At 66.0% G+C, this 26,455-nt stretch carries 24 protein-coding genes; 13 read left to right on the forward strand and 11 right to left on the reverse strand.

Annotated elements, in window-relative coordinates; translation table 11 throughout:
- Positions 1-48 precede the first annotated feature (48 nt).
- Positions 49-2,094 carry a hypothetical protein gene (locus tag IG196_RS02265; RefSeq protein WP_192194851.1) on the forward strand — a complete coding sequence of 682 codons (2,046 nt, stop codon included), beginning with the start codon at positions 49-51 and terminating at the stop codon, positions 2,092-2,094.
- 140 nt (positions 2,095-2,234) lie between these two features.
- Here the strand turns inward: IG196_RS02265 and IG196_RS02270 are convergent, their stop codons facing one another.
- The gene (locus IG196_RS02270) at positions 2,235-2,936 is read right to left on the reverse strand and encodes an ABC transporter ATP-binding protein (RefSeq protein ID WP_062471155.1); all 702 of its coding nucleotides are present in this window, start codon (positions 2,934-2,936) and stop codon (positions 2,235-2,237) included.
- Positions 2,937-2,939: 3 nt separating this feature from the next.
- The gene (locus tag IG196_RS02275) at positions 2,940-3,743 is read right to left on the reverse strand and encodes an ABC transporter permease (RefSeq protein ID WP_192194853.1); all 804 of its coding nucleotides are present in this window, start codon (positions 3,741-3,743) and stop codon (positions 2,940-2,942) included.
- A 318-nt stretch (positions 3,744-4,061) separates the two neighbouring features.
- Between IG196_RS02275 and IG196_RS02280 the strand changes: the two genes are divergently transcribed.
- Entirely contained in the window at positions 4,062-5,066 is a 1,005-nt protein-coding gene (locus IG196_RS02280; protein WP_192194854.1) for a glycosyltransferase family 2 protein, read from the forward strand.
- Between the two features lie 31 nt (positions 5,067-5,097).
- Positions 5,098-6,141 carry a glycosyltransferase family 2 protein gene (locus IG196_RS02285; RefSeq protein WP_225616904.1) on the forward strand — a complete coding sequence of 348 codons (1,044 nt, stop codon included), beginning with the start codon at positions 5,098-5,100 and terminating at the stop codon, positions 6,139-6,141.
- Between the two features lie 40 nt (positions 6,142-6,181).
- Here the strand turns inward: IG196_RS02285 and IG196_RS02290 are convergent, their stop codons facing one another.
- Together IG196_RS02290 and IG196_RS02295 are read right to left on the reverse strand one after the other, a co-directional pair.
- On the reverse strand, positions 6,182-8,212 hold the full coding sequence (locus IG196_RS02290; protein ID WP_192194857.1) for an acyltransferase family protein: 2,031 nt from the start codon (positions 8,210-8,212) through the stop codon (positions 6,182-6,184).
- Positions 8,213-8,296: 84 nt separating this feature from the next.
- Complete coding sequence (locus IG196_RS02295) at positions 8,297-9,055, reverse strand: glycosyltransferase family 2 protein (RefSeq protein ID WP_192194858.1); 759 nt, start codon at positions 9,053-9,055, stop codon at positions 8,297-8,299.
- A gap of 45 nt (positions 9,056-9,100) precedes the next feature.
- Here IG196_RS02295 and IG196_RS02300 point away from each other — a divergent pair, with 45 nt between their 5' ends.
- The 4 genes from IG196_RS02300 to IG196_RS02315 all read left to right on the forward strand — a co-directional run bounded on the left by IG196_RS02300 (position 9,101) and on the right by IG196_RS02315 (position 12,983).
- Complete coding sequence (locus IG196_RS02300) at positions 9,101-10,192, forward strand: glycosyltransferase family 4 protein (RefSeq protein WP_101488576.1); 1,092 nt, start codon at positions 9,101-9,103, stop codon at positions 10,190-10,192.
- Positions 10,193-10,256: 64 nt separating this feature from the next.
- Positions 10,257-11,150 carry an acetylglutamate kinase gene (gene argB / locus IG196_RS02305; protein WP_099794950.1) on the forward strand — a complete coding sequence of 298 codons (894 nt, stop codon included), beginning with the start codon at positions 10,257-10,259 and terminating at the stop codon, positions 11,148-11,150.
- 97 nt (positions 11,151-11,247) lie between these two features.
- On the forward strand, positions 11,248-11,898 hold the full coding sequence (gene slmA, locus IG196_RS02310) for a nucleoid occlusion factor SlmA (RefSeq protein ID WP_192194860.1): 651 nt from the start codon (positions 11,248-11,250) through the stop codon (positions 11,896-11,898).
- Positions 11,899-12,095: 197 nt separating this feature from the next.
- Positions 12,096-12,983, forward strand: a complete 888-nt coding sequence (locus IG196_RS02315; RefSeq protein ID WP_192194862.1) for a DMT family transporter — start codon at positions 12,096-12,098, stop codon at positions 12,981-12,983.
- Here the strand turns inward: IG196_RS02315 and IG196_RS02320 are convergent.
- The 6 genes from IG196_RS02320 to IG196_RS02345 all read right to left on the reverse strand — a co-directional run bounded on the left by IG196_RS02320 (position 12,980) and on the right by IG196_RS02345 (position 19,419).
- The gene (locus tag IG196_RS02320; RefSeq protein WP_192194863.1) at positions 12,980-14,038 is read right to left on the reverse strand and encodes a malate/lactate/ureidoglycolate dehydrogenase; all 1,059 of its coding nucleotides are present in this window, start codon (positions 14,036-14,038) and stop codon (positions 12,980-12,982) included. The genes IG196_RS02315 and IG196_RS02320 overlap by 4 nt on opposite strands.
- Positions 14,039-14,109: 71 nt before the next feature.
- On the reverse strand, positions 14,110-15,636 hold the full coding sequence (locus IG196_RS02325; RefSeq protein WP_192194864.1) for a UxaA family hydrolase: 1,527 nt from the start codon (positions 15,634-15,636) through the stop codon (positions 14,110-14,112).
- Positions 15,637-15,638: 2 nt separating this feature from the next.
- Complete coding sequence (locus IG196_RS02330; protein WP_192194866.1) at positions 15,639-17,036, reverse strand: TRAP transporter large permease; 1,398 nt, start codon at positions 17,034-17,036, stop codon at positions 15,639-15,641.
- A 51-nt stretch (positions 17,037-17,087) separates the two neighbouring features.
- Positions 17,088-17,645, reverse strand: a complete 558-nt coding sequence (locus IG196_RS02335; protein ID WP_192194868.1) for a TRAP transporter small permease — start codon at positions 17,643-17,645, stop codon at positions 17,088-17,090.
- 11 nt (positions 17,646-17,656) lie between these two features.
- The gene (locus IG196_RS02340) at positions 17,657-18,664 is read right to left on the reverse strand and encodes a sialic acid TRAP transporter substrate-binding protein SiaP (RefSeq protein ID WP_101488583.1); all 1,008 of its coding nucleotides are present in this window, start codon (positions 18,662-18,664) and stop codon (positions 17,657-17,659) included.
- A gap of 47 nt (positions 18,665-18,711) precedes the next feature.
- A complete protein-coding gene (locus IG196_RS02345; protein ID WP_192194870.1) occupies positions 18,712-19,419 on the reverse strand; it encodes a FadR/GntR family transcriptional regulator in 708 nt (235 codons plus the stop codon).
- 164 nt (positions 19,420-19,583) lie between these two features.
- Here IG196_RS02345 and IG196_RS02350 point away from each other — a divergent pair, with 164 nt between their 5' ends.
- The 3 genes from IG196_RS02350 to IG196_RS02360 are packed head-to-tail and all read left to right on the forward strand — an operon-like array spanning position 19,584 to position 21,944.
- The gene (locus IG196_RS02350; RefSeq protein ID WP_192194871.1) at positions 19,584-20,318 is read left to right on the forward strand and encodes an SDR family oxidoreductase; all 735 of its coding nucleotides are present in this window, start codon (positions 19,584-19,586) and stop codon (positions 20,316-20,318) included.
- Positions 20,315-21,070: an SDR family NAD(P)-dependent oxidoreductase gene (locus tag IG196_RS02355; protein ID WP_192194873.1), complete on the forward strand. Its 756-nt coding sequence runs from the start codon at positions 20,315-20,317 to the stop codon at positions 21,068-21,070. Before IG196_RS02350 ends, IG196_RS02355 begins: the two co-directional genes overlap by 4 nt.
- A 25-nt stretch (positions 21,071-21,095) precedes the next feature.
- On the forward strand, positions 21,096-21,944 hold the full coding sequence (locus IG196_RS02360) for a fumarylacetoacetate hydrolase family protein (RefSeq protein ID WP_192194875.1): 849 nt from the start codon (positions 21,096-21,098) through the stop codon (positions 21,942-21,944).
- Here IG196_RS02360 and IG196_RS02365 read toward each other — a convergent pair.
- Entirely contained in the window at positions 21,934-22,821 is an 888-nt protein-coding gene (locus IG196_RS02365) for a LysR family transcriptional regulator (RefSeq protein ID WP_192194876.1), read from the reverse strand. The genes IG196_RS02360 and IG196_RS02365 overlap by 11 nt on opposite strands.
- A gap of 109 nt (positions 22,822-22,930) precedes the next feature.
- Between IG196_RS02365 and IG196_RS02370 the strand changes: the two genes are divergently transcribed.
- The 3 genes from IG196_RS02370 (at position 22,931) to IG196_RS02380 (ending at position 26,415) form a co-directional block, all read left to right on the forward strand.
- Positions 22,931-23,689: an SDR family oxidoreductase gene (locus tag IG196_RS02370; protein ID WP_192194877.1), complete on the forward strand. Its 759-nt coding sequence runs from the start codon at positions 22,931-22,933 to the stop codon at positions 23,687-23,689.
- A 149-nt stretch (positions 23,690-23,838) separates the two neighbouring features.
- Positions 23,839-24,543: a TetR/AcrR family transcriptional regulator gene (locus IG196_RS02375; protein ID WP_099794962.1), complete on the forward strand. Its 705-nt coding sequence runs from the start codon at positions 23,839-23,841 to the stop codon at positions 24,541-24,543.
- A 75-nt stretch (positions 24,544-24,618) separates the two neighbouring features.
- A complete protein-coding gene (locus IG196_RS02380) occupies positions 24,619-26,415 on the forward strand; it encodes an acyl-CoA dehydrogenase C-terminal domain-containing protein (RefSeq protein ID WP_192194878.1) in 1,797 nt (598 codons plus the stop codon).
- The last annotated feature ends 40 nt before the right edge of the window (positions 26,416-26,455 follow it).

The following is a 26,455-nucleotide window of genomic DNA, read 5'->3' on the forward strand; positions in this document are numbered from 1 at the left end:
TCATGTTCAATAGATCGCCACAACCTCAATGAACGACGACTACCGAACTTGACGAAATTTCTCCACAAAGACACGGTTCGGGCGCAGACCATCTTCATCTTTCTTGCGATTGGCACCGTGTTGCTGGCAGTCGCTTTGGTTATGGCGATAGGCGTTCAGACGCCAAATATTGCATCTTCTGCCAGCTTGATCATCGACGCGTACAAGGACTACATCGCGCCGAAGCCAACCGAGCGTCTTGTTTTTGGATTGCTTGCCGTCACGATACCGGTGTTGGCTGTCTGGGTCACATTGAAGGCTCCCAACTTTGAGCATTTGACCGCCCGGCCGCTTGCGTTATCGCTGCCATGGCTTGTTGCCTTGATGCTCTACTTGCCGTTTCTCGGCTCTGACTTCGTTGTCACGCTGCTCGGTCGATATGGCGAGATCAATCCGCACATGGGTCTTCGAGTTGCTGCGAGCCTTGTCGTGGCGATAGGGTGGTGCGTATGGTTTGCTCGGCTTGAGCGAGTGCGCCTGTATGGTGCGTGGCGCGGGAACACACTGCTTCTGGCTTGGTTGATCTTTGGTGCAGCTGTTCTGCTTCAGTTGTTGTCTTGGCGGGTTGTCAGCTTTGCGTCGGTTACGCGAAGCGGTGTCTGGTCGACGCATGCCGATCCGGTCTTTTTTGCGCTGAGCCAAGTGGTTGCAGGGAAGACGCTGCTTGCTGACTTGCCGTCCCAATACGGGCTGTTCCCGCACATGCTGGCTCCGATGTTCCGTGTCGTGGGACTCTCGGTGCTGCAGTTGAGCGTTCTTTTTGCATTGATGCAGGTGGCGTCGATGGCTGGGCTGTTCTTTGTCACTTCCAAGCTTGTGAGGAGCCGGTTGCTGCTGCTGCTGGCGGGCCTAGCACTTGTGATGGTGACGTTCGAGACGGTCTTGTACTTCGCTGGCATAGATGAGCGCTACTACCAGTACTGGCCTATTCGATTCTTCTGGCCAGCAATGTCTGTGCTTGTGTTCTATTGGTTTACGTGCAGACGGACGCTATTGCGATGTGCGGCGATGTCGCTGCTCTCGGCCATCGGTCTACTCTGGAACGTCGATTCGGGGCTCTTTATCGTTGTTGCGTTCGGTGCCTATCTCGTGGCGCAGTGGGCAATGATCATCTTCCCGGGGTCAGAGCCTTCAAACGAATTGCGAGACCGTTGGACTTCGCGCTCCTTCGCTGCAGCAATTGCCATTCACGTGGTCGTCGCTACGGCGGTCGTGAGCGTATCGCTCGCCGTGATGGCTCTGAAGGCTGACGGCCCGCTCAATTTTCGTGCGTTGTTCGAGTACCAGCGAATCTTTATCGAACTCGGTCTCATGATGCTTCCGTTGCCGACCAAAGTGCATCCTTGGATGTCAATCTTGGGTGTGTACCTTGCCGGGTTGGTTGTTTCCCTTGGCATCTGGCGGCGGCGTGGCGCTCAAGTGCGGGCTGATGTCATGTTTTATCTCAGCATGTTGGGACTGGGCCTCTTTGTGTACTACGCTGGTCGTGCGCACATCTTGAACCTTGTCACAGTATGCTGGCCTGCTGTGGTGCTCGCCGCATTCGGGGCAGATCATTTGCTTCGTGGTGTGCGCGCAAAGGCATTGCCACGCGTACAGCTGGCTCTGCCCGTCGTCGCAGTCGCAATGCTTTTGCTGGCGGCAACCAGCTTTGTGAGCAGAGTGCCGTTTCTGCTCACAAAGGTTTGGGCGCAACTCGAAACGCACGGGCAAGTCGAAGAGCCGTTCGTTGCGAGCGAACTCGATTTGATCAAGGCACTTAGCATTGGCAAGCGTGAATGCCTGATTCTTTCCCAGCGCCAAGGCATCTACTACGCTGAGTCAGGGCTTGCGTCGCCTCTCAGGGGGCCAGGCATTGTGGAAATCCTGCTCAAGAGCGATCAGCAAGCTATCGTCGAAGCCTTCGTCAAGGGGCGTCTTGAATGCGTATTTCTCGGTGTGGGCGGATTTTCGAATCCCGGGCTGAACATTGATCTTGGCAATGTCCTTGCCAACTACGAAATCAAGGGCCGCAATACGCCGGAAACGATGCTTTTCCTGCAAGCCAAACCTTAACGTCGCTGCTGCTGGCGTAACCGCGCTCAGCACCGATGTGGCTCCGCGCAACCACGAAGACCGCGTCTCATGATCCAGTCGCGGTCACTGGCCGCAGACAACGGTCGGATATCGGGGCGGCGAGACCGCGCCGTGCCGTCCTAGCTCTCGACGATCCGCCCATGCTCCATATGAATCACCCGATTGCACTCCTTCGCAATCAGCTCCGGAGAGTGCGAAGCCAGCACCAGAATCCCCGACTTCGACACCACGTCGCGCATCCGCTTCTCGGCCTTCTCGGTGAACGCAGCATCGCCCACCGACAGCCATTCGTCCATCAGCAGGATGTCGGCTTCGACGCTGGTCGAGATGGAGAACGCGAGCCGCATCATCATGCCGGTCGAGTAGGTGCGAACGGGCATGTTGACGTACTCGCCCAGCCCGCTGAATTCGCAGATATCGGGCGTGAGCCGGTCAACCTCTTTCTTGCTCATGCCCATCACGAGGCCGCGCAGCATGATGTTCTCGATGCCGGTGGCATCCATCTCGATGCCCAGCGCGGGGTCGATCAGGCTGGCCACCGAGCCCTGGCGCGTGAACTCGCCCGACGAGGGCTCGTAGACGCCCGCCAGCGTACGCAGCAGCGTCGACTTGCCCGCGCCGTTGTGGCCGATCAGCCCCAGCCGGTCGCCGCTCTTGAGCTCGAGGTTGAGGCCGCTGAGCGCCTGCACCACGGTGACCCCGGTCTCCTTGCCGAAGCGCCCGCCGGTGACGGACGCCGCCAGCGTCTTCTTGAGCGACACCGAGCCTGCCCCGTAGATGGGGAAGCTGACCGAAACGTTTTTAAGTGAAATGGATGCCATGGATCAGAGCCAGTAAACGACGCGGCGACGGTATTTGACGAACATCACGCTCGCGGCGGTCAGGCACAGGGTGGTCCACACGCCGATACCGATCCAACTGTGAAGGTGGGCCTCGCCGCCCATCAGCGGTGTGCGCAGCAGGTCGAGCATCTGCGCGAAGGGGTTCCACAGCACGTACTTGGCACGGCTCGGGAGGTTCTCTGGGAGCCAGAACACGGGCGTGAGGAACATCAGCATCTGCATGATGCTCGTGATGATCTGGGTCACGTCGCGGTAGCGGGTGCAAATGAGGCCCAGCAGCAGGCCGAGCGCATGGGCGTTGACGATGAGGATCAGGAAGGCCGGAATGACCAGGAGAACCGACCACGACAGCGAGACGCCGGCCCAGAGGGCGACGGGGATGTACAGCACGATCTGGTGGGCGAACTGGATCAGGTTGCGCCCGAGGCCTCGCCACACGAAGAGGCTGATGGGAAAGTAGCCCTGCTTCAAATAGTTGGAGGCGCCGACGAAGGCGTTACAGGCATCGGTGACGATGGCGGAGAAGAAACCCCAGAAGATCACGCCGAGCGCCAAGTGCGGGAAGAACTTGTCCAGCTGGGTGCCGAAGAGCGAGGCATACAGCGGGCCCATGCCGCCGATCATGATGCCCATGCTCAACGTGAGCCAGAGCGGCCCCAGCATGGAGCGGCGATAGCGCAGCACCACGTCGAACCATGCCAGCGTCCACCAGATGTCGGTGCGGCGGGTGCCTTCCCACCAGTCGGCCAGGGGGCTTCGGTGGAGATTGGAATGAACTTGGCTCATGCGTGTGCGTCAGTGTCGTTGTCTGCCATGCGGACGGTGATGTCCAGGGTCAGGTTCCCACCGCCGCATGACACGGCGATGAGCAAAAGCGCTTCGTGGCCGAGGAGATCAAGCGGGATTTCTTGGAGGGCTATGGCCGTAGGGCCGGAACGGTGCTCGTGCGAGCCCGCGCATTTTATTCAGAGTATCAACTGAGAGATAATTTTACCGGCTCCGGTTCCCCTGCAATTCGTAACCATGGAAGAGCCCACCGCTCCCCCGATCGGCCGGGTTGCGGCTGCCATCGGCAGCATGCCCCACAGAAGAATCGATCAACCCATGCGCAGTTCCCATCCCCTTGAAGTCTCCGTCGCCCTGTGCACCTACAACGGCGCCCGCTTCCTGCGTGAGCAGGTGCGCAGCATCTGCCTGCAGACCCGCCCGCCGGTCGAGATCGTGCTGTCCGACGATGCCTCGCGCGATGGCTCGGTCGAGGTCGTGCGCGCCGCGGTCGCTGAATGTGCAGCAGAGCGCCCCGGGCCGCCCATCGTCTTGCGGGTCTTTGAGAACCCCGTGGCCCTGCGGGTCGTCAAGAATTTCGAGCAGGCCATCTCGGCCTGCACGGGCGACCTGATCGCGCTGAGCGACCAGGACGACGTGTGGGTGCCCGACCGGCTCGAGCGGATGGTGGCGCCTTTCGTGCAGAACGACAACCTGTGGCTGCTGCACACCGACGCGCGCCTGGTGGATTCGCAAGGCCGCGACCTGGGCAATACGCTGTTCCATGCGCTGGAGGTCACGCCGTCCGAAATCGAGCGGATTCACACCGGCCGGGCCTTCGACGTGTTTCTGCGCCGCAACCTCGTGACCGGTGCCACCACGGTTTTCCGTCGCTCTCTGCTCGCCGATGCGCTGCCGCTGCCCGTCGAATGGGTGCACGACGAGTGGCTGGCCATCGTCGCGTCGACGACGTCGCGGGTCGACCTGCTGGAAGCGCCGCTCATCGACTACCGCCAGCACGAGTCCAACCAGATCGGCGCCCGCCGCGACACCTACAAGGAAAAGGTGCGCAAGGCGCTGGCCTCGCGCGGCAACACGCACGTCGAGCGCGCGATCAAGGCCGAGCTGTTGCTGGAGCGCTTGCTCCAGCTGGGCGACCGCGTGCCCCCCGAGATCATCGACAAGGTGCGCAGCAAGATCGTGCACCAGCGCTTTCGCGCCGCCTTGCCCGCCTCGCGCCTGGCCCGGTGCGTGCCGATCCTGCGTGAGGCCATGACCGGCCGCTACGACAAGTTCGGCCGCGGGGTGCGCGGCGTGGTCCGCGATCTTTTCGAATCTGTCTGACACCAAAAGAATGAATTCCACCCTCACCCCCATGAACTCTCCCCGGCCCAGCGAGCCGCCGGCCTGGCCGAGCGTTGTGGTCATCATTCCGTTCTACAACGGTGCCGATTTCATCGAGCGCTCGGTGCGCAGCGTGTTCGAGCAGTCGGTGCCCGCACACGAGGTGATCGTGGTCAACGACGGCTCCCGCCCCGAAGAGCGTGCCGCGCTCGACGGGCTGGCCGCCCGCTACCCGTTCCGCATCCTCGACAAGGAGAACGGCGGCCAGGGCTCGGCGCGCAACGCGGGCGTGGCAGCGTCGACCTCCGAGTACATCTGCTTCCTGGACCAGGACGACTTCTACCTGCCGAACCACATCGAGACGCTGGTGTCGTCGATCCCGGCGGACGACCGCCTGTTCGGCTACATCTACGCCGACCTGTACGAGGCGGACGGCGACGGCAACGTGATCCGCACGGGCGTCATCAAGGACCACGCGCAGCACCCGAAGCGCAGCATCTTCGACCTGCTGCGCTACGACATGTTCGTGCTGCCGTCGGCCGCACTCGTGAGCCGCAAGGCCTTCGACGCGGTGGGCGGCTTCGACTCGCAGTTCATGGGCTACGAAGACGACGACCTGTTCCTGCGCATCTTCCGCAAGGGCTACAGCAATCACTTCGTGGACAAGGCCGTGACGGTCTGGTGCATCCACACGGCCAGCACCTCGTTCGGCATCCGCATGGTGCGCAGCCGCTTCAAGTACTTCAAGAAGCTGCTGCAGATGTTCCCCGACGAGCACCAGCGTGGTCGCTACTACCTGCGCGAATACCTGATGCCGCGCTTCCAGCTGTTCTTCGTGAACGAGGCGATCGAGGCCATCAAGAAGGACGACCAGTACCGCGGCGAGATGACGGCGGTGCTCGACGACTACGCGGCCATCGTCTTTGCGAACCCGTATGTGGGCCGCAAGAAGAAGCTGCGTCTGTGGATCACGTTGTTCCTGCTGCGTCGCAGCACGCCGGGCATGGTGCGCTTCATCGGCGCGCTGACGAAGCTGCCGGGCATTCGCAGCCTGCGCAAGGTCTACAAGTCCTGATGCGCGCTGCGGCGGCCCGGAGGCCGCCGCAGCCTGACCCTCAGCGGGCCGGCGCCGGCGTTGCTGGTGTCGTCATCGCCGGGTCCATGTAGGTCGCGTGCTTGCGCACGTATTCGGCGCGCAGGTGGCCGGCGTCCTTGTAGATCGGCGTGGCGTCGGCATCGGCGCGGGTGCACCAGTCTTTTTTGCACAGGGTCGGAATCGGGTCGATCACGATGGCGCCGCTGCGCTGCGCAATCTGCCGCATGCGCTCGTGCAGCGCCTTCTGTTTCGGGTCCCAGGGGGCGGTGGGCGACATCTTGCCCACTTGCATGTCGCCCAGGCGCCCGCCCTTCACGAACTCTTCGGGGCCGAAGCCCTCGCCGACCGGGTTGTCCAGCAGCAGGTAGACCTGCTTGTGCTTGGACAGGGTGGTCAGCACGGTCTCGAGCATGTTGAGCGAGAAGTCCACGCCACCGCCGCCCATGAAGCGCCGCTTGTCCTTGCCGTCGAAGAAGTAATAGCGGTCGTACGCCGCGGTCTCGGCGTTGGGCTTGTCGGTCTGGGAGAAGTAGCAGTTCCAGCAGCCGCCGAAGACGACGGCGTCGAACTTGTCGCTCATCGCCAGGCGCATGCCGCCGTCGCGGCGGTCGCTGCAGACGTTGTTCTGCTCATCGACCACGTTGGGAATCGGCGGGCAGGCGCCCCAGGTCACGAAGGAGAGTGAATCGAGCGTGCCGGACGAGGTCTTGGAGAGCTCGACCGCGCGCGGCCCGTACTGCTCGACGTGGCTGTCGCCGAAGAACAGCACGCGCCGCTTGCCTTGGCCGATCTGCTGCAGCACCTCGCCGTCGACCTTGATCGGGCTCAGGCCGTCCGGGTAGGCCCAGTCCTTGGCGGCCGCAGCAGTCTTGTTGAAGTACGGATCGCTGTGGCGGCCCACGTAGTAGCGCGTGGTCGCCAGCAGGCCGAGCACCACGAAGCCGACCATCACGGCCACCAGCCCGGCCGTCACCGTCGGGTTTTCGCTGCGGCGCGTGTAGCGCTCGACAAAACGGTAGGTCAGCCAGGCGAGCACGAACGACGCCACCAGCATCAGCGCGCGGATGCCGTCGGATGGCAGCTTGCCTTCGAGGATGCGGGCATAGGCCAGCAGCGGCCAGTGCCAGAGATAAAGCGGGTAACTGATCAGGCCGACCCACACCATCGGTTTCGAGGCCAGCACGTAGCGGTTCAGCACGCCGGTCGGCCCGGCGGCGATGCAAAAGAAAGCGCCCAGCGACGGCAGGATGGCCCAGAAACCCGGGAAGGCCTTGCCGCCGCGGATGTAGCACAGGCCCAGAATGATCAGCACGAGCCCGGCGATCGACTGTGCGTGGCGGCCCCAGCCCGGCTTCGGTGGTGGCCGGTGCAGCCGCGCGTAAGCCAGCATGCCGCCAATCATCAGTTCCCAGAAGCGCGACAGCGGTGAATAGAACGCGGCCGTTCGGTGGCTGTGGATGGTCGTCACGTTGAGCAGGAACGACATTGCCGCCACCGTGCCGAGCACCGTGAGCATGCGCCACTTGCGCTTCCAGGCCAGGCCCAGCAGCACGGGCCAGAAGATGTAGAACTGCTCCTCGATGGCCAGCGACCACAGGTGCAGCAACGGCTTGGTTTCAGCGGCGTTGTCGAAGTAACCGGCCTCGCTCCAGAAGGCGAAGTTCGAGACGAAGCCCGCGCCCGCGGCCACGTGCTTGCCCAGCTGTTCCCATTCGTGCGGCAGCAGCGAAAACCAGCCGAAGGCCATGGTGGCCAGCAGCACCAGCGCCAGCGCCGGAAAGATCCGCTTCACACGACGCGCATAGAACTCGCGGTAGCTGAAACCGTCGCCCTGGAAGCTGCCCAGGATGATGGTGGTGATCAAAAAGCCCGAGATGACGAAGAAGATGTCGACGCCGATGAAGCCGCCCTTGATCCACTGCGGGAACGCGTGGTAGCCGAGCACCGAGAGCACCGCGACGGCGCGCAGCCCGTCGATGTCCGGGCGGTATTTCGGGTGAACCAGGTGGGCGTGTTCAGGGAGGGAGGGCGGGCTGCTCGGTGTCGTCATCGTCGGTGTTGAAAGCGGCGCTTGCGGGCTTCGGTGCGGGGCTTTTCGGCCCCGATTGTCCCTGCAAACGTCGCGGCGCCTTTTTCAGGCGGTGGTGCGCTGCAGCCGCCAGTAGCGCCAAAAGGCCCCCGACAGCCACACCTTGAGCAGGCTGGTCACGTGCCAGTACAGGTACTTCTTGCTGCGGTGGCTGGCGCGCTGGGCGTCGTGGCGCGCGCGCAGGTCTTCGGCCACCTGGAGCTTCCAGCCGGCCAGCCGGGTGCGGGCGCAGATGTCGAAGTCTTCCCCGTACATGAAGAAGCGCTCGTCGAAACCGCCGATGCGGCGGTAGGCCTCGCTGCGGAACAGCATGAACAGGCCGGGAATCCAGGCCGGCGCGGCCGGCGGCTGGTAGCCGGGCTTCTTGCGGCCCACGATCTCGAAGGGGGTCAGCAGGTCGCGGTGCGGCTCGGGCACGGGGCGGCCCGACTCCAGGATGCGCGGCGTCATGAGGCCGGCATCGGGCGCGGCCTGGGCGAGCATCGGGGCCAGCACGTCGGCATCGAAGCGGATGTCGGGGTTGAGCACCAGGAACCAGGGCGTGTCGCAGCGCGCAAAGGCCTGGTTGTGGTTGGCGCCGAAGCCCAGGGGCGCCGGGTTCTCGATCCGCTCGATGGCGAAGCCCCAGGGGCGTCCGGCGGTCAGGTCGGGCTCGGGAATGTTCAGCGTGAGCACGACCTTGGCGATCGAGTCTCGGCTGTGGCGGTCGAGCTGCTCGAGCAGCGGCAGCACCAGCGCGAGCTGGCCGTGGCTCACGATCGACAGGGTGACCGGGGCTTGGGGTGAAGAAGGGGGCGTGGGCATGGTCTAATTTCGCTCGGGAATTCTAGGGTTCCCCCAACCCCACTCATGATTGCCCTGATCATCCTCAGTTTCTTCGTCTCCGCCATCGCGGTGCAGCTGTTCATGCGCCGCGCGCGCAGACACGCGCGCCGCTACGGCGCCGACATGCCCCAGCGTTTCCACAAGGGCCACGTGCCCCGTCTGGGCGGGGCCGGCATCATGCTCGGCATGAGTGCGGCCTGGTTGGGCGCCGGCCTGATCGAGCCGCTGAACATCGCCTGGCCGCTCAAGTCCTCGATGCTCACGCTGGTGTGCATCCTGCCCGCCGTGCTCGGCGGCATCGTCGAAGACGTGACCCAGCAGGTCAAGGTGCGCTACCGGCTGGGCCTGACCATCGGCTCGGCGCTGCTGGTGTGCTGGGTGCAGGGGCTGGGCGTGGCGCGCACCGGCTTCGAGACGCTCGACGGCTGGCTCGCGATGCTGCCGTATGCCTCGTTGGTGTTCGCGGCCCTGGCCATCGGCGGCCTGCCGCATGCCTTCAACATCATCGACGGCTACAACGGGCTGGCCGGCACCGTCGCCGTGCTCGTGTGCCTGGCGATCTCGCACGTCGCGCTGCAGCTGGGCGACCGGCAACTGGCCGCGATGGTGATCTGCCTGGTTGGCGCCACCTTCGGTTTCCTGGTCTGGAACTACCCGCGCGGCAAGATCTTCGCCGGCGACGGCGGCGCCTACGTCTGGGGCATGGTGATCGCCGTGGCCTGCGTGACGCTGGTGCAGCGCCACCGTGTGGTGTCGCCGTGGTTCCCGATGCTGCTCCTGATCTACCCGGTGTGGGAGACGCTGTTCTCCATCTACCGCAAGCTGGCCCGGGGCCAGTCGCCGGGCACGGCCGACGCGCTGCACTTTCACCAGCTGATCTTCCGGCGCATCGTGCGCGTGGCCTTCGCGGACGACGAGGCGCGCCAGCTGCTGGCGCGCAACAACCGCACCTCGCCCTACCTGTGGATGTTCGCCGCGCTGTCGGTGGTGCCCGCCGTGCTGTTCTGGAACAACACCTTCGTGCTGATGCTGTTCTGCCTTCTGTTCGTCACGACCTATGTCGGGGCGTACCTGATGATCGTGCGCTTCAAGGTGCCGCGCTGGTTGCGGCCCTGACCGCCACCGCCGCCTTGTTGCGAGAATTCTTTCCTTCGTCCACCGCTTCGGAGCCTGACTGTCCATGACCGATCCCGTCCTCAACATTCCTCCGCGCGACAAGGCCGAGATCCTGGCCCAGGCGCTGCCGTACATCCGCAAGTTCCACGGCAAGACCATCGTCATCAAGTACGGCGGCAACGCCATGACCGACCCGGCGCTGCAGGCCGACTTCGCCGAAGACGTGGTGCTGCTCAAGCTGGTCGGCATGAACCCGGTGGTGGTGCATGGCGGCGGCCCGCAGATCGAGGCCGCGCTGAACAAGCTGGGCAAGAAGGGCAGCTTCATCCAGGGCATGCGCGTGACCGACGCCGAGACCATGGAAGTCGTCGAATGGGTGCTGGCCGGCGAGGTGCAGCAGGACATCGTGGGCCTGATCAACCAGGCCGGCGGCAAGGCCGTGGGCCTCACGGGGCGCGACGGCGGCCTCATTCGCGCACAGAAGCTCAAGCTGGCCGACCGCACCGACCCCAACGTGCACCACGACGTGGGCCAGGTGGGCGACATCGTTTCCATCGACCCCAGCGTGGTCAAGGCGCTGCAGGACGACGCCTTCATTCCCGTTGTCAGCCCGATCGGCTTCGGCGAAGAGAACGAGAGCTACAACATCAACGCCGACGTTGTCGCCGGCAAGCTCGCCACGGTGCTCAAGGCCGAGAAGCTCATGCTCCTGACCAACACGCCCGGCGTGCTCGACAAGAACGGCAACCTGCTCACCAACCTCAGCGCGCGCGAAATCGACGAGCTGTTCGCCGACGGCACCATCTCCGGCGGCATGCTGCCCAAGATCGAAGGCGCGCTCGACGCGGCCAAGAGCGGCGTGAACGCGGTGCACATCATCGACGGCCGCGTGCCGCACGCGATGCTGCTCGAGATCCTGACCGACCAGGCCTACGGCACGATGATCCGGGCGCGCTGAGCGCTGCGGAGTTCCCTCGCGTGCCTTCCGAAGCCAGAAGGCGCGCGCTCACTGCGCTGTGCGAGAATCAATTGATTACATCTTTGCACGCGCTCCCATGCAGAACGAAGAGACAGCTGCCCCCGGCGTAGAGACCCCGGCGGAAACCCCCGCCGCCGCACCCACGCGCAAGCGCCCCAAGCCGGGCGAGCGGCGCGTGCAGATCCTGCAGGCGCTGGCCGCCATGCTGGAACAGCCCGGTGCCGAGCGGGTCACCACCGCCGCGCTGGCCGCGCGGCTCGAGGTGAGCGAGGCGGCCCTGTACCGCCACTTCGCGAGCAAGGCCCAGATGTTCGAGGGCCTCATCGATTTCATCGAGCAGAGCGTCTTCACGCTGGTCAACCAGATCCTTGAGCGCGAAGGTGCCACCGGCAGCGAGCAGGCCGCCCGCATCCTCACCCTGCTCGTGCAGTTCGCCGAGCGCAACCCCGGCATGACGCGCGTCATGGTCGGCGATGCGCTGGTCTACGAGAACGAGCGCCTGCAGCAGCGCATGAACCAGTTCTTCGACAAGATCGAAGCCACGCTGCGCCAGGTGCTGCGCGGCGCGGCCGCCGCTGACGGCTCGGCCACGCCCAGCGTCGATGCCCAGGTGCGCGCCGCGGCGCTCACGGCCTTCGTGGTCGGGCAGCTGCAGCGCTTTGCGCGCTCGGGTTTCCGCCGCGCGCCTTCCGAACACCTGGAAGCCACGATCGCCCTGATCGTTTGACGGCAAGGCCGGCCGGTCCGGCGCAGCCATGCCGAACTCGACGCGCCCTCTTACGGCGCGTACGATGAATTCCTCCCTTGCCGCCACGCGGTGTCGCGGTGACAAGCCCGTTTCGCATGACCTCTGATCGGAGGTTCGCATGAGCGCTTGTCCTTTCAGCCCGCGCGGCCGCGGCCCCTGGCCTTCCGGGGCGCGCCATGTCTGACGCCGCCGCTGCCCGCCCGGCCCTTCTTCTGCACGTCGTCGCGCTCACCGCAGTCGCCATGATCGCGTTCGCGGCCAACTCGCTGCTGTGCCGACTCGCGCTGCAGCACGGCGGCATCGACCCCGCCAGCTTCGGCAGCATCCGGCTCGCATCCGGGGCGATCACGCTCGCGCTCGTCGTGCGCTTCCGGGCGACGCCGTCGGCCCTCGGGCGCACCAGCTGGCTACCCGCCGTCATGCTGTTCGCCTACGTCGCGTTCTTCTCCTTCGCCTACCTGAGCCTGTCCGCGGGCACGGGCGCGCTGATCCTCTTCGGCGCGGTGCAGCTCACGATGCTGGGCGCGGGCCTGGGTGGCGGCGAGCGCTTCGGGGTGCTGGCGTGGTTCGGCTTTGTCCTCGCGGCGGCCGGACTCGTCTACCTGGTGTCGCCGGGCGTTGCCGCGCCGCCACTGCTCGGCGCCGTGCTGATGGCGGTGGCGGGCGTGGCATGGGGCGTGTATTCGCTGCGCGGCCGGGGCGTGGCCGACCCGTTGGCCGCGACCGCGCGCAACTTCCTGCGCGCGGTGCCGATGGCCTTCGCGCTGAGCCTGGTGTTCGCCACGCGCGCGCACGCCGATGCGCGTGGCATTGCGCTGGCCGTGGCCTCCGGCGCGCTGACTTCGGGGCTCGGCTACGTGGTCTGGTACGCGGCGCTGGGCCGCCTGTCGGCCTTGCGCGCGGCGACCGTGCAGCTGTCGGTGCCGCTGCTGGCGGCGTTCGGCGGCGTGCTGTTCCTGTCGGAGGCGATCACGCCGCGGCTGGCGCTCGCCTCGGCGGCGATCCTCGGCGGCATCGCACTGGTGCTGAGTCAGAAGTCGCGCAACGCGGCGCGGCGACCTTAGCCAACGGCCACGCCCACCTTGGCACCGGCGGCGACGATCTCGCCCCAGGTCGCGTCATCGACCCACACGCCGTCGCGCCGGCGTGCCGCGCGCGCCTGGCGCTCCGGCTCGCCCGCGATCTGCACGGCCTCGAAGCCTTGGCCCGGCGGGCTTTGCCGCAGCCAGTCGATGAACTCGCGCGCCTCGTCGTCGAAGGCCTTCTGCGTGCCGAGCTTCACGGGGTCGATCAGCACCGTCAGCATGCCGTTCAGCACCGTGCGCGCCGTGTCTGCAGGCCGGTGCCAGGTGCCGCCGCCCGTGAGCGCGCCGCCCAGCAGCTCGCAGGCCACCGCCATGCCGTAGCCCTTGTGCTCGCCGAAGGTCATGAGCGCACCGAACAGGCCGTTGCCTTGCGGCACGACGACCACGCCCGGGTCGTTGGTGGGCGCGCCGCGTTCGTCGATGAGGTAGCCGTCGGGCACCTGCTCGCCCTTGTTGTGGGCCACGCGCATCTTGCCCTGCGCCACGCGGCTGGTGGCGTAGTCGAGCACGAAGGGCTCGGCGCCCGCGAGCGGAATGCCGATGCAGCACGGGTTGGTGCCGAAGCGCCCGTCGCCGCCGCCCCAGGGCGCGACCACGGGCCGCGAGAGCACGTTGACGAAGTGCATCGCCACCAGCCCCTGCGCCGTCGCCATCTCGGCGAAGTGACCGATGCGCCCCAGGTGGTGCGCGTTCGCGAGCGTGAAGATGCAACTGCCGTGCTGCTTCGCGCGCGCAATGCCGAGCTCCATCGCCTGCACGCCGACGATCTGCCCGAAGCCGTGTTGGCCGTCCAGGCCCATCAGCGTGCCGATGTCGAGGTTGATCTTCACTGAAGCGTTCGGCGTCAGCCCGCCCTCGGCCACTGCGTCGATGTAGCGCGGCAGCATGCCCACGCCGTGCGAGTCGTGCCCGCTGAGGTTGGCCAGCACGAGGTTGGCGGCCACCTGCTGCGCCTCGGCGGCCGTGCTGCCTGCGGCTTCGAGGATGCGGGCGACATTGGTTTGCAGGCCGTCGGCCGGCAGTGTTCTGGACATGGATCAGGCTCCTCGTGCGTTCAATGGGATGGCGTAGCCGAAGGGAAGGGCGGGCATGGGCTGCGCGGGCCTCACATCACCGCGCCGACCTGCCACGGCACGAACTCGTTCTGCCCGTAGCCGTGCTGTTCGCTCTTCGACTGCGCGCCCGACGCGGTGGCCAGCACCAGCTCGAAGATGCGCTGGCCCATCTCCGCAATCGAGGCCGTGCCGTCGACGATTTCGCCGCAGTTGATGTCCATGTCTTCTTCCTGCCGCTGCCACAGCGCCGAGTTGGTCGCGAGCTTGAGCGACGGCGAGGGCGCGCAGCCGTAGGCCGAGCCGCGCCCCGTCGTGAAGCAGATCAGGTTCGCGCCGCCGGCCACCTGGCCCGTGGCGCTCACCGGGTCGTAGCCCGGCGTGTCCATGTAGACGAAGCCGTGCGCGGTGACGGGCTCCGCGTACTCGTACACCGCTTCGAGGTTGCTGGTGCCGCCCTTGGCGACCGCGCCCAGCGACTTCTCGAGGATCGTCGTGAGCCCGCCCGCCTTGTTGCCCGGCGAGGGGTTGTTGTTCATCTCGCCCTCGTTGATCTCGGTGTAGTGCTCCCACCACTTGATGCGGTCCACGAGCTTCTGGCCCACCTCGCGCTTCACCGCGCGGCGCGTCAGCAGGTGCTCGGCGCCGTACACCTCGGGCGTCTCGCTGAGGATGGCCGTGCCGCCGTGCGCCACCAGCAGGTCGACTGCCGCGCCGAGCGCCGGGTTCGCGCTGATGCCCGAGTAGCCGTCGGAACCGCCGCACTGCAGGCCGATGGTGATGTGCGCCGCGCTGCACGGCTCGCGCTTGACCGCATTGGCGCGCGGCAGCATCTCGTTGATGAGCGCCACGCCCTTCTCGACCGTCTTGCGCGTGCCGCCCGTGTCCTGGATGTTGAAGGTGCGGAAGTTCTCGCCCTCGGCCAGGTGCCCCGTCGCGAGCCACGCATTGATCTGGTTGGCCTCGCAGCCGAGGCCGACCACCAGCACGCCCGCGAAGTTCGGGTGCGTGGCATAGCCCGTGAGCGTGCGCTCCAGGATCTGCATGCCCATGCCCTGCGTGTCCATGCCGCAGCCGGTGCCGTGCGTCAGCGCGACGATGCCATCGACGTTCGGAAACGCCGCGAGCGCCTGCGGATTGGTCTTGCGCGAGAAGTGATCGGCAATGGCGCGTGCGGCCGTGGCCGAGCAGTTCACGCTGGTCAGCACGCCGATGTAGTTGCGCGTGGCCACGCGACCATCTGCGCGCTTGATGCCCATGAACGTCGCCTCGCGCTTGGCGGGCGCGGGCTTCACATCCGCACCGAAGGCGTAGTCGCGCTCGAAGTCTCCCTTGTCGGGCCCCATGTCCAAATTCTGCGTGTGCACGTGCTCGCCGGCGGCGATGGGCTTGCTCGCGAAACCGATGATCTGGTTGTAGCGGCGCACCGGTTCGCCCTGCGCGATGGCGCGCATGGCGATCTTGTGGCCCGGCGGGATCAGGCCGCGCACGGCCACGTTCTCGACGAGCGTGCCGCCGAGCAGTTGCGAACGCGCGATGACGACGTCGTCGGCGGGATGGAGTCGGATGTAGGGGGTCATGGTCAATAGAACATCTTGGGCAGCCACAGCACGAGCTTGGGCATGTAGGTGATGAGGCCCAGGCTCAGCAGCAGCGGCACCAGCCAGGGCAGGATGGCCATCGTCGTGCGCTCGAAGCTCAGGCCCGCCACGCGCGCCAGCACGAACAGCACCATGCCCATCGGCGGGTGCAGCAGGCCGATCATGAGGTTGAGCACCATCACGAGGCCGAAGTGAATCGGGTCCACGCCGAGCTGCGTCGCAATGGGCAGCAGGATCGGCACGAGGATGGTGATGGCCGCCGTCGGCTCCAGGAAGCAGCCCACGAACAGCATCAGCAGGTTGGCCAGCAGCAGGAACACCCACGCGTCCTTGGTGAAGCCCAGCACCCAGCTCGCGATGTCGGTGGTGACGCCCGTGGCCGTGAGCATCCAGCCGAAGATCGACGCCGCCGCCACGATGAACAGGACCGTGCTCGTGGTCTCGATGGTGTCCAGGCAGACCTTGATGAACATCTTCCACGACAGCGTGCGGTACCACGCGAAGCCCAGGATCATGGCCCACACGCAGGCCGCAATGGCGCCTTCGGTGGGCGTGAACAGGCCCGTGGTCATGCCGCCGATGAGCAGCACCGGCGTCATGATGGGCAGCAGCGCCTCGAAGCTGAAGATCTTGTCGAGCACGAAGAGCGAGGCCAGCCCCGCGAACACCGTGAGCTGCGGCGGCGTGCCCAGCTTGGCCACCAGCAGCCACATCAGCATGGGCCAGCCGATCACCACGACCAGCTCCATCAGCGCCTTGAACAGGCGCGTGCGCGAGAACTTGACGTCGGCGCCCCACTTGTTCTTGTGCGCGTAGTAGGCCACCGTGAGCATCATCAGCACGGCCATCATCACGCCCGGCAGCAGGCCCGCGAGAAACAGCGCGCCCACCGACACGTTGGCCATCATTCCGTAGATCACGAAGGGCAGGCTCGGCGGAATGATCGGGCCCAGCGTGGCCGAGGCGGCCGTCACGCCCACCGCGAACTCGGTGGAGTAGCCGTGCTCCTTCATGGCCTTGATCTCGATGGTGCCCAGGCCGGCCGCGTCGGCAATGGCCGTGCCGCTCATGCCCGCGAAGATCACCGAGCCCAGCACGTTCACATGGCCCAGGCCGCCCTTGAGCCAGCCCACGAGCGCCAGCGCGAAGTTGTAGATGCGCGTGGTGATGCCGGCGTTGTTCATCAGGTTGCCGGCCAGGATGAAGAAGGGCACGGCCAGCAGCGGAAAGCTGTCGATGCCGCTCACCATGCGGTGGATCACCACGAACGGCGGCAGCGTGCTGTCGCTCACGAGGATGTAGACCAGCGAAGCGCCGGCCATGGCAACGGCCACGGGGATGCCGCCGGCCATGAAGAACAGGAAGATGATTTTCAGCATGGGGTTGTGTCGCAGGACCGCGCCTGCGTCTGTGTGGCGGTGGGGTCCGCGTCAGCGGTCGTGCAGGGTGGATTCGGGTTGTTCGAGCACGCTGTAGCCGCGCTGCCAGTGGATGCGCAGCACCTGCAGCGAACGCCACGCCATCGCGGCGAAGCCGAACACGCACAGCGCGTACACCACGTTCATCGGCAGGTCGACGAGCGTCATGCGCGTCTGGTTGCCGATCTTCATCATCATCTGCACCGTCATGACGACGGCCGCGACGAAGAAGGCGGTGCGCAGCACGTCGACGGCCATCGAGAGCAGGCGGCCCATCGCGCGCGGCATGTGGCGGTAGAAGAAGTCGACCTGGATCTGGTTGTTCTTCGCCACGCCGATCGCCGCGCCGACGAAGACCACGCCGATGAGCAGGTAGCGCGCCACTTCTTCCGTCCAGGCGGCCGAGTCGTTCATCACGTAGCGCGTGACGAACTGGTAGAACACCGTCAGGCCCAGCAGCCAGAAGACGGCCAGGGAGATCCAGCCTTCGGCGATGGTGTCCGACAGGTCGACCACTTCGTCCTCCGCATGGAAGTGGCCCTCGTCGTCGATGATCTTCTGTTCGGTCATGGCCGCTTCGCTTACTTGATCGCCAGGATGCGGTCGTAGTCCTGCTGGCGGTAGCCCTGGTCGGTGGGCTTGGTGGCTTTCAGCACCGCTTCACGGAACGCGTTCTTGTCGACCGTGATCACGTTGTTGCCCTTCTTCTTGAACTCTTCCACCAGGCGCGCTTCCGACGCGATGATTTCGCGGCCGGTCTTCTCGGCGGCTTCCTGCATCACCTCGGTGAAGATCTTCTTGTCTTCTGCCGAGAGCTTGGTCCACAGCTGGCCCGAGGTGATGGTGAGCAGCGAGTCGACGATGTGGCCGGTGAGCGAGATGTTCTTCTGCACCTCGAAGAACTTCTTGGCCTCGATGGTCGGCAGCGGGTTCTCCTGCGCATCGACCGTGTTGTTCTGCAGCGCCAGGTACACCTCGGCAAAGGCGATCGGCGTCGGGTTGGCGCCCAGCGATTTCGGGAACGCCAGGTAGGCCGGTGCGTCGGGCACGCGGATCTTCAGGCCCTTCATGTCCTCGGGCTTGGCCACGGGGCGCGCGGCGCTCGAGGTGACGTGGCGCGCGCCGTAGTAGCTGAGCGCCGTGATGTGGTTGCCGCTCTTGTCGTCGTAGCCCTTGGCCAGCTCCTTGAACACGTCGCTCTTGGCGTACTTGAGCTGGTGCTCGGCGTCGCGGAAGATGAACGGGAAGTACGAGATCGCCAGCGGCGTGTAGGTGCGGCCCGCGAAGCTTGCGCCCGACAGAATGATGTCGACCGTGCCCAGCGTCAGGCCCTGGTTGATGTCGGCCTCTTTGCCCAGCGTGGAGGCCGGGAACACCTGCACCTCGTAGCGGCCGTTGGTGCGTTTCTTGATCTCGTCGCCGGCCCACACCGAGTACTTGTGGAAAGGCTCCGAGGTCTCGTACACGTGGGCCCACTTGAGCTTGGTCTGTGCGCTGGCGATGCCCGTCACGCCCAATGCGCCGGCTGCGAGGGCGCAGGCGGCCAGGGCCTTGAGGGCGGTGCGTTTGCTGTTCTTGCTGCTGATCATGTGGCTTGTCTCCGTTGTAGTTAATGGGCAGGAATGCTGGCGAGGAATCAGGAGGGCTTTGCGCGGCGCCAGCTCGCGCTGAAACGGTGGTGCGAGTTGTCCATGTGCGCGTGCATCGCGGTGCGCGCGGTCTCGGCGTCGCGCGCGGCAATGGCATCGCGAATCGCCTCGTGCTCGGCGATGGCGGCGCGCCATGAGGTCACGGTCTCGAAGTAGCCGCCCAGCCGCGTGAAGATCGGCCCGCGACGCGAATCCCAGAAGCCCTGCACCGTCTCGACCAGCACCACGTTGCCGCTGGCGCCGACGATGGCCAGGTGAAAGGCGCGGTCGCCGTCCAGCGGCATGACGTTGCGGTCGGCCATCTCGCGCATGGTGGCGATGGCGCGCGTCATCGCGTCGACGTCCTTGCGCTTGCCCGAGAGCGCGGCGATGGCGGCGGTCTCGCCCTCGATCACGCGGCGCGCGCGGATCAGCTCAAGCGGCCCCCATTCGGTGGGCGCCACCGGCGCGCTGGCACGGTGCGAGCGGTCGAGCACGTACACGCCCGAACCGGTGCGCACCTCGACCCAGCCCTCGACCTCCAGCGCAATGAGCGCCTCGCGCACCGACGGCCGGCTCACGCCGAGCTGCTTGGCGAGGTCGCGCTCGGCGGGCAGGCGCGCGCCCACGTCGAACTCGCCCTTGGCGATCAGCCCCCGGAGCTGGTCGGCAATCTGGCGATAAAGGCGTTGGGGTTCGACGGTCTGGAGCGGCACGGGAGCAGGGCAGGTGGCGGGCGGGGCGGTGGATCGGCTTAAGGGTTGTCCTGAATTGGACAAGTGGTAAGGCCAATTCAGAATACGGCGATTCACACATGTCACCCATCGGGCCTAACCCGAATCCACCCCCCGCACTTGCGAACCCCCAGGAGACACCGACCATGAGATTGAAGGGAAAGACCGTGCTCGTCACCGCCGCCGGCCAGGGCATCGGCCGCGCCAGCGTGCTGGCGCTCGCGGCCGAGGGCGCCCATGTGTGGGCCACCGACGTCAACGAGCAGCTGCTGGCGGCCTACGCCGGCGTGGCGAACGTCACGGCCCTGAAGCTCGACGTGCTCGACAAGGCGGCCATCGGCGCGGTCGTGGCGCAGCTGCCCGCGCTCGACGTGCTGTTCAACTGCGCGGGCGTGGTGCACAACGGCACCATCGAGCAGGCCAGCGACGACGACCTCGACTTTGCCTTCCGCCTCAACGTGCGCGCGCAGATGTGGGCCATCCAGGCCGTGCTGCCCGGCATGCTCGCGGCTGGGCGCGGCAGCATCATCAACATGGCCAGCGTGTGCTCCAGCATGAAGGGCCTGCCCAACCGCTTTGTCTACGGCACCACCAAGGCGGCCGTGCTCGGCCTCACCAAGAGCGTCGCGGCCGACTACGTGGCACGCGGCATCCGCTGCAATGCCGTGTGCCCGGGCACGGTCGACACGCCCTCGCTGGGCGATCGCATCAACGCCAACGCCGACCCCGAGGCCGCGCGCAAGGCCTTCGTGGCGCGCCAGCCCATGGGCCGGCTCGCGCAGGCCGAGGAGATCGCGCCGGTGGTGGTGTTCCTGGCCAGCGACGAATCCATCTTCGCCACCGGCCAGTACTTCACCGTCGACGGCGGCATCACGATATGAACCGGCTCGATTTCGAAGGCCGCCACGCGGTGGTCACCGGCGGTGCCACGGGGCTGGGCTTCGGCATCGCGCAGCGGCTCGTCGCCTCGGGCGGCAGCGTCACGCTGTGGGACCGCGACGAGGCTGCCGCCGGGCGCGCGGCCGAAGCGCTCGGCGCCAAGGCCTTCGCACTGAAGGTCGACGTGACGCAGCAGCCTTCGGTTGCGAAAGCCGTGGCCGCCACGCTCGCGCACGCGCCGCGCATCGATGCGCTGGTCAACAGCGCCGGCATCACCGGGCCCAACGTCAAGCTGTGGGACTACCCGGTGGACGACTGGCGCCAGGTGATGGAGGTCAACGTCAACGGCGTGTTCCTGTGCTGCCGCGAGGTGGTGGCGCAGATGCGCAAGCAGGGCACGAACGGTGAAGGCCGCATCGTCAACATCGCCTCCGTCGCGGGGAAAGAAGGCAACCCCAACGCCAGCGCCTACAGCGCAAGCAAGGCGGCGGTGATCGGGCTCACCAAGTCGCTCGGCAAGGAACTGGCCGACACCGGCATCCGCGTGAACTGCGTGACGCCCGCCGCGGTGAAGACCGCCATCTTCGACCAGATGACGCCCGAGCACGTCGCGTTCATGCTGTCGAAAATCCCGATGGGCCGTTTCGGCACGGTGGAAGAAGTGGCCGCGCTGGTCGGCTGGCTTTGCACCGAAGATTGTTCGTTCTCCACCGGCGCGGTCTTCGACCTGTCCGGTGGCCGCTCTACCTATTGATTTTTCAATGCACTGAAAGGAAAGCATGAAACTCGTCCGCTATGGCAACCCCGGCAAAGAGAAGCCCGGCCTCATCGACGCAGAAGGCAAGCTGCGCGACCTGAGCGCCATCGTCAAGGACATCGGTCCCGAGCAACTGAGCGATGCCGCCATTGCCAAGCTGCGCAAGACCAAGGTCGACAAGCTGCCGCTGGTCAAGGGCAAGCCGCGCCTCGGTAGCCCCGTGGCCAACGTCGGCAAGTTCATCGCCATCGGCCTGAACTACGCCGACCACGCCGCCGAATCGGGCCTGCCGGTGCCCAAGGAACCCATCGTCTTCATGAAGGCCACGAGCTGCATCCAGGGTCCGAACGACCCGGTCATGCTGCCCAAGGGCTCGGTCAAGTCCGACTGGGAAGTCGAGCTCGGCGTGGTCATCGGCACGAAGGCGCGCTACGTCTCGCAGAAGAGCGCACTCGACTACGTGGCCGGCTACTGCACCATCAACGACGTGAGCGAGCGCGAGTTCCAGATCGAGCGCGGCGGCACCTGGGACAAGGGCAAGGGCTGCGACACCTTCGGCCCCCTCGGCCCGTGGCTCGTCACGCGCGACGAGATCGAGAACCCGCAAAAGCTCGCCATGTGGCTCGACCTCAACGGCCAGCGCGTGCAAACGGGCAGCACCAAGACCATGATCTTCAGCGTGGCCAAGCTCGTGAGCTACGTGAGCCAGTTCATGACGCTGATGCCCGGCGACGTGATCACCACCGGCACGCCGCCCGGCGTCGGCATGGGCATGAAGCCGCCGCTGTACCTGAAGAAGGGCGACGTGATGACGCTGGGCATCGAAGGCCTGGGCGAGCAGCGCCAGGAAGTGCTGCCCTTCAAGCTCTGATCACGCGGATCAGCTCGTCGTACACCAACCGCACGCGCGCCGGCACCGGCGCGCGCTGCGGGCGGTAGACGTGGACCGGCCAGGGCTCCGGCGCATCGGCCGCCAGCACCTCCACCATCGCGCCTGATTGCAGCCACGGCTCCGCCAGCGGGCCGATGAGCTGGCCGAAGCCGATGCCCGCCAGCACCGCGGCGCATTCGGCGTCGATGTTGTCCGTCACGAACGCGGGCGACGACACGGTGAACACCCGCTTCTTGCTGAACGCCCAGGGCCAGGGCCGGCCCGAGCTGCGGTCGATCAGCGCGGTCACCGGCAGCTTGGCCAGCGCATCCACGGTGCGCGGCGTGCCGACCCGCTCGATGAGCGCCGGTGAGGCCACCACGCGCAGCGGCATCTTTCCCACACTTCGTGCCACGAAGCGCGCGTCGCGCATCGGTCCGACGCGCACGCCGATGTCGATCTGCTGATCGACCACATCGGCATGCTGCTCCGACAGCCGCAGGTCGAGCACCAGCCCCGGATGCGCCACCAGCAGCGGCGCCAGCGCTTGCGGAATGAGCCGGCCGTACACATGCGGCGCCGTGACCCGCACCGTGCCCGCGTGCTGCGACAGCGCGCGCCGGTCGATGCGATGAAAGAGCTCGTCGACACCGCCCACCGCGATGCGAGCGCGCTCGGCGAGTTGCCGCCCGAAATCGGTGAGCTGCACGCCGCGCGTGCTGCGGTGAAAGAGCGGCTCGCCCAGTTCTTCTTCGAGTTCGCGCACGGCACGCGTCACCACCTGCGGCGACACCGACAGGCGCACGGCCGCCTCGCGGAAGTTGGCGGCATCGGCAGCGGTGAAGAACACGCGCAGGGCTTCGAGGCGGTTGGACATGGGGTGTTCCTCGTTTGGGAATTCTGAAGTCGCCAGAGTTTCATTTACTGGAACGCGTGGATTTTCCACACTGCATGCACTTCTTCAACACACCCCAAAGGAAATCTTCATGACCTCCGTTCAAGACAACATCCAAGGCAAGGTCGCCATCGTCACCGGCGCGAGCAGCGGCCTGGGCGAATCGACCGCGCGCCACCTGGCCGCACGCGGCGCCAAGGTGGTGCTCGCGGCCCGCCGCACCGACCGGCTCGACAAAGTCGTCGCCGAGATCCGCGAGGCCGGCGGCGAAGCCATCGCTGTGGCCACCGACGTGGCCAAGCGCGCCGATCTCGAAAAGCTCGCCGCCGTCACGGTCGAGGCCTTCGGCCGCATCGACGTGCTGGTCAACAACGCGGGCGTGATGCCGCTGTCGCCCCTCGACAAGCTCAAGGTCGACGAGTGGGACCGCACCATCGACGTCAACATCAAGGGCGTGCTCTACGGCATTGCCGCCGTGCTGCCGCGCATGCAGGCGCAGGGCAGTGGCCACATCGTGAACGTTGCGTCGATTGCCGGGCTCAAGGTGTTCACGCCCATCGGCACCGTCTACAGCGCGACCAAGCACGCGGTGCGCGCCATCTCCGAGGGCCTGCGCGTGGAGGTGGGCAACAGCGGCGTGCGCGTGACCATCGTGTCGCCCGGCGCCGTGGACTCGGAACTGAAGCTCGGCAGCAGCGACGCCGAGAGCGCCGCCGGCCTGAAGGCCTTCTACGACGCCAACCAGATCCCCGCCGACTCGGTGGCGCGCGCCATCGTCTACGCGGTGGAGCAGCCGGCCAACGTGGACATCAACGAGGTCGTGCTGCGGCCCGTGTCGCAGGATTTCTGAGCGCGCCGGGCAAGGGTGCGACCCTCTGGCGGTCGCCCCTTGCCCCGGTTAACCTTCATTAACCCAGCGCCGCCCAAGGTCATTTGCGGTCAAAAGTGCAAAGCCCCTGCAAAATAGAACGACCGTTCGTTTTATTCGGAGCTTTCACGATGTCTGCCACCGCCGTTCCCGCCAAGCCGGCCCGCGCCGCCCCCAAAGGCCAGCAGACCAAGGCCATCATCGTCGACGCCGCGCTGGCGCTGGCCGCGCAGATCGGGCTCGAGGGCCTGTCGATCGGCGCCGTGGCCGAGATCACCAAGATGAGCAAGTCGGGCGTGTTCGCCCACTTCGGCTCGCGCGAAGAGCTGCAGATTTCCGTGGTGCGCGAGTACCACGCGCGCTTCGAGCAGGAAGTGTTCTTCCCCGCTCTGACGGCCCCGCGCGGCCTGCCGCGCCTGCGCGCCATGTTCGCCAACTGGATGAAGCGCACCTCGACCGAAATCGACTCGGGCTGCATCTACATCAGCGGCGCCTCCGAATTCGACGACCGCCCGGGTCCGGTGCGCGATGCGCTGGTCGAGTCGGTCAGCATCTGGCAGGCCGCCGTGCTGCGCGCCATCGTGCAATCGAAGACCGAAGGCCACCTGCGCGCTGACGCCGACGAGCGCCAGGTCGGGTTCGAGATCCACGGCCTGATCCTCGCGCTGCACTACGAAGCCCGCTTCCTGCAGGTGCCCGGCTCCATCGGCCGCGCCAACGTCGGCTTCGACAACATCCTCGCGCGCGCCGCCACGCCGGACGCGCCGCCTGCCTCCAATGCCGCCGAGTCCGCGCCTGCTGCGCGCGGCACGCGCCGGCTCAAGACCGTGCGCTGAGCGCCACGGCCGCCCGTTTCGTTCTTCCGTTTTCGTTTTTTCCAATCTATCTAGCTTCGACCAGGAGAGTCCCGGATGCCTACCTACAACCCCCCCGTGCGTGACATGCAGTTCGTGCTGCACGAAGTGCTCAACGTCGCCGAGGAACTCAAGGCACTGCCGGCCCACGCCGAGACCGACGCCGACACCATCAACGCCGTGATCGAAGAGGCCGGCAAGTTCGCGGCCGAGGTCACCTTTCCGCTGAACATCAGCGGCGACGAAGAAGGCTGCGTGCTCGACAAGGCCACGCACGAAGTGAAGACGCCCACCGGCTTCAAGGACGCCTACGCCAAGTACGTCGAAGGCGGCTGGCCCGCGCTGTCGTGCGACCCGGCCTTCGGCGGCCAGGGCCTGCCGTTCGTGGTGAACCAGTGCCTGTTCGAAATGCTCAACAGCGCCAACCAGGCCTGGACCATGTACCCGGGCCTCTCGCACGGCGCGTACGAAGCGCTCAAGGCCCACGGCACCGACGACCAGAAGAAGACCTACCTGCCCAAGCTCACGAGCGGTGAGTGGACCGGCACCATGTGCCTGACCGAACCCCATTGCGGCACCGACCTGGGCCTGCTGCGCACCAAGGCCGAACCGCAGGCGGACGGCACCTACCGCATCACCGGCAGCAAGATCTTCATCTCGGCCGGCGAGCACGACATGACGGACAACATCATTCACCTGGTGCTGGCCCGCCTGCCGGACGCGCCCAAGGGCAGCAAGGGCATCAGCCTGTTCGTGGTGCCGAAGTTCCACGTCAAGGCCGACGGCTCGCTCGGCGAACGCAACCCGATCTTCTGCGCCGGCCTGGAGCACAAGATGGGCATCCACGGCAACGCCACCGCGCAGATCGTGATCGAAGGCGCCACCGGCACGCTGGTGGGCGAGCCCAACAAGGGCCTGGCCGCGATGTTCGTGATGATGAACGCCGCACGCCTGGGCGTGGGCAACCAGTCGCTCGGCCTGACCGAAGTGGCTTATCAAAATGCACTGGCCTACGCCAAGGACCGCATCCAGATGCGCTCGCTCTCCGGCGTGAAGGCCAAGGACAAGGAAGCCGACCCCATCATCGTGCACCCCGACGTGCGCAAGATGCTGCTCACGGCCAAGGCGTATGCCGAAGGCGGCCGCGCGCTGCAGATCTTCTGCACGCTGCTGCTCGACAAGGAGCACAACCATCCTGATGAAAAGGTGCGCAAGGACTCCGGCGAGCTGGTCGCACTGCTCACGCCCATCGTCAAGGCCTTCATCACCGACAACGGCCACATCGCGACCAATTCGTGCATGCAGGTCTTCGGCGGCCATGGCTTCATCAAGGAATGGGGCATGGAGCAGTTCGTGCGCGACAACCGCATCAACATGATCTATGAAGGCACCAACACCATCCAGTCGCTGGACCTGCTGGGCCGCAAGATCCTGGGCAACAACGGCGCCTCGCTGAAGAAGTTCGGCAAGCTCGTCGCCAAGATGGTGGAAGAAGAAGGCGTGAACGAGAAGATGGCCGAGTTCATCAACCCGATCGCGATGCTGGGCGACCAACTCACCAAGTTCACCACCGAGATCGGCTTCAAGGGCTTCCAGAACCCCGACGAAGTGGGCGCCGCCGCCGTCGACTACCTGCGCGTGGCCGGCCACTTCGTGTTCGGCTACCTGTTCGCCCGCATGGCGCAAGTGGCCCTGCGCGAAATCGCGGCCGGCAACACCGATCCGTTCTACGTCGCCAAGCTGCAGACCGCACGCTTCTACTTCGCCAAGCTGTTCCCCGAGACCGTGATGCTGATGCGCACCGCGCGCGCCGGCAGCAAGGTGTTGATGGACACCGACGCCGCACTCGCTTAAGCGACGCACACAGCCTTTCTTCATCGACCCACCGGGAGCC

Origin of the sequence: Variovorax sp. 38R (genome assembly GCF_014843395.1) — a bacterium.
GTDB classification, from domain to species: Bacteria; Pseudomonadota; Gammaproteobacteria; order Burkholderiales; family Burkholderiaceae_C; genus Variovorax; species Variovorax paradoxus_H.

Bases quoted from the DNA above. Each gene is read 5' to 3' on its own strand.
- IG196_RS02270 (WP_062471155.1), bottom strand. From the start codon at position 2,936: ATGGCATCCATTTCACTTAAAAACGTTTCGGTCAGCTTCCCCATCTAC.
- IG196_RS02275 (WP_192194853.1), bottom strand. From the start codon at position 3,743: ATGAGCCAAGTTCATTCCAATCTCCACCGAAGCCCCCTGGCCGACTGG.
- IG196_RS02280 (WP_192194854.1), top strand. From the start codon at position 4,062: ATGCGCAGTTCCCATCCCCTTGAAGTCTCCGTCGCCCTGTGCACCTAC.
- IG196_RS02285 (WP_225616904.1), top strand. From the start codon at position 5,098: ATGAACTCTCCCCGGCCCAGCGAGCCGCCGGCCTGGCCGAGCGTTGTG.
- IG196_RS02290 (WP_192194857.1), bottom strand. From the start codon at position 8,212: ATGACGACACCGAGCAGCCCGCCCTCCCTCCCTGAACACGCCCACCTG.
- IG196_RS02295 (WP_192194858.1), bottom strand. From the start codon at position 9,055: ATGCCCACGCCCCCTTCTTCACCCCAAGCCCCGGTCACCCTGTCGATC.
- IG196_RS02300 (WP_101488576.1), top strand. From the start codon at position 9,101: ATGATTGCCCTGATCATCCTCAGTTTCTTCGTCTCCGCCATCGCGGTG.
- argB (WP_099794950.1), top strand. From the start codon at position 10,257: ATGACCGATCCCGTCCTCAACATTCCTCCGCGCGACAAGGCCGAGATC.
- slmA (WP_192194860.1), top strand. From the start codon at position 11,248: ATGCAGAACGAAGAGACAGCTGCCCCCGGCGTAGAGACCCCGGCGGAA.
- IG196_RS02315 (WP_192194862.1), top strand. From the start codon at position 12,096: ATGTCTGACGCCGCCGCTGCCCGCCCGGCCCTTCTTCTGCACGTCGTC.
- IG196_RS02320 (WP_192194863.1), bottom strand. From the start codon at position 14,038: ATGTCCAGAACACTGCCGGCCGACGGCCTGCAAACCAATGTCGCCCGC.
- IG196_RS02325 (WP_192194864.1), bottom strand. From the start codon at position 15,636: ATGACCCCCTACATCCGACTCCATCCCGCCGACGACGTCGTCATCGCG.
- IG196_RS02330 (WP_192194866.1), bottom strand. From the start codon at position 17,036: ATGCTGAAAATCATCTTCCTGTTCTTCATGGCCGGCGGCATCCCCGTG.
- IG196_RS02335 (WP_192194868.1), bottom strand. From the start codon at position 17,645: ATGACCGAACAGAAGATCATCGACGACGAGGGCCACTTCCATGCGGAG.
- IG196_RS02340 (WP_101488583.1), bottom strand. From the start codon at position 18,664: ATGATCAGCAGCAAGAACAGCAAACGCACCGCCCTCAAGGCCCTGGCC.
- IG196_RS02350 (WP_192194871.1), top strand. From the start codon at position 19,584: ATGAGATTGAAGGGAAAGACCGTGCTCGTCACCGCCGCCGGCCAGGGC.
- IG196_RS02355 (WP_192194873.1), top strand. From the start codon at position 20,315: ATGAACCGGCTCGATTTCGAAGGCCGCCACGCGGTGGTCACCGGCGGT.
- IG196_RS02360 (WP_192194875.1), top strand. From the start codon at position 21,096: ATGAAACTCGTCCGCTATGGCAACCCCGGCAAAGAGAAGCCCGGCCTC.
- IG196_RS02365 (WP_192194876.1), bottom strand. From the start codon at position 22,821: ATGTCCAACCGCCTCGAAGCCCTGCGCGTGTTCTTCACCGCTGCCGAT.
- IG196_RS02370 (WP_192194877.1), top strand. From the start codon at position 22,931: ATGACCTCCGTTCAAGACAACATCCAAGGCAAGGTCGCCATCGTCACC.
- IG196_RS02375 (WP_099794962.1), top strand. From the start codon at position 23,839: ATGTCTGCCACCGCCGTTCCCGCCAAGCCGGCCCGCGCCGCCCCCAAA.
- IG196_RS02380 (WP_192194878.1), top strand. From the start codon at position 24,619: ATGCCTACCTACAACCCCCCCGTGCGTGACATGCAGTTCGTGCTGCAC.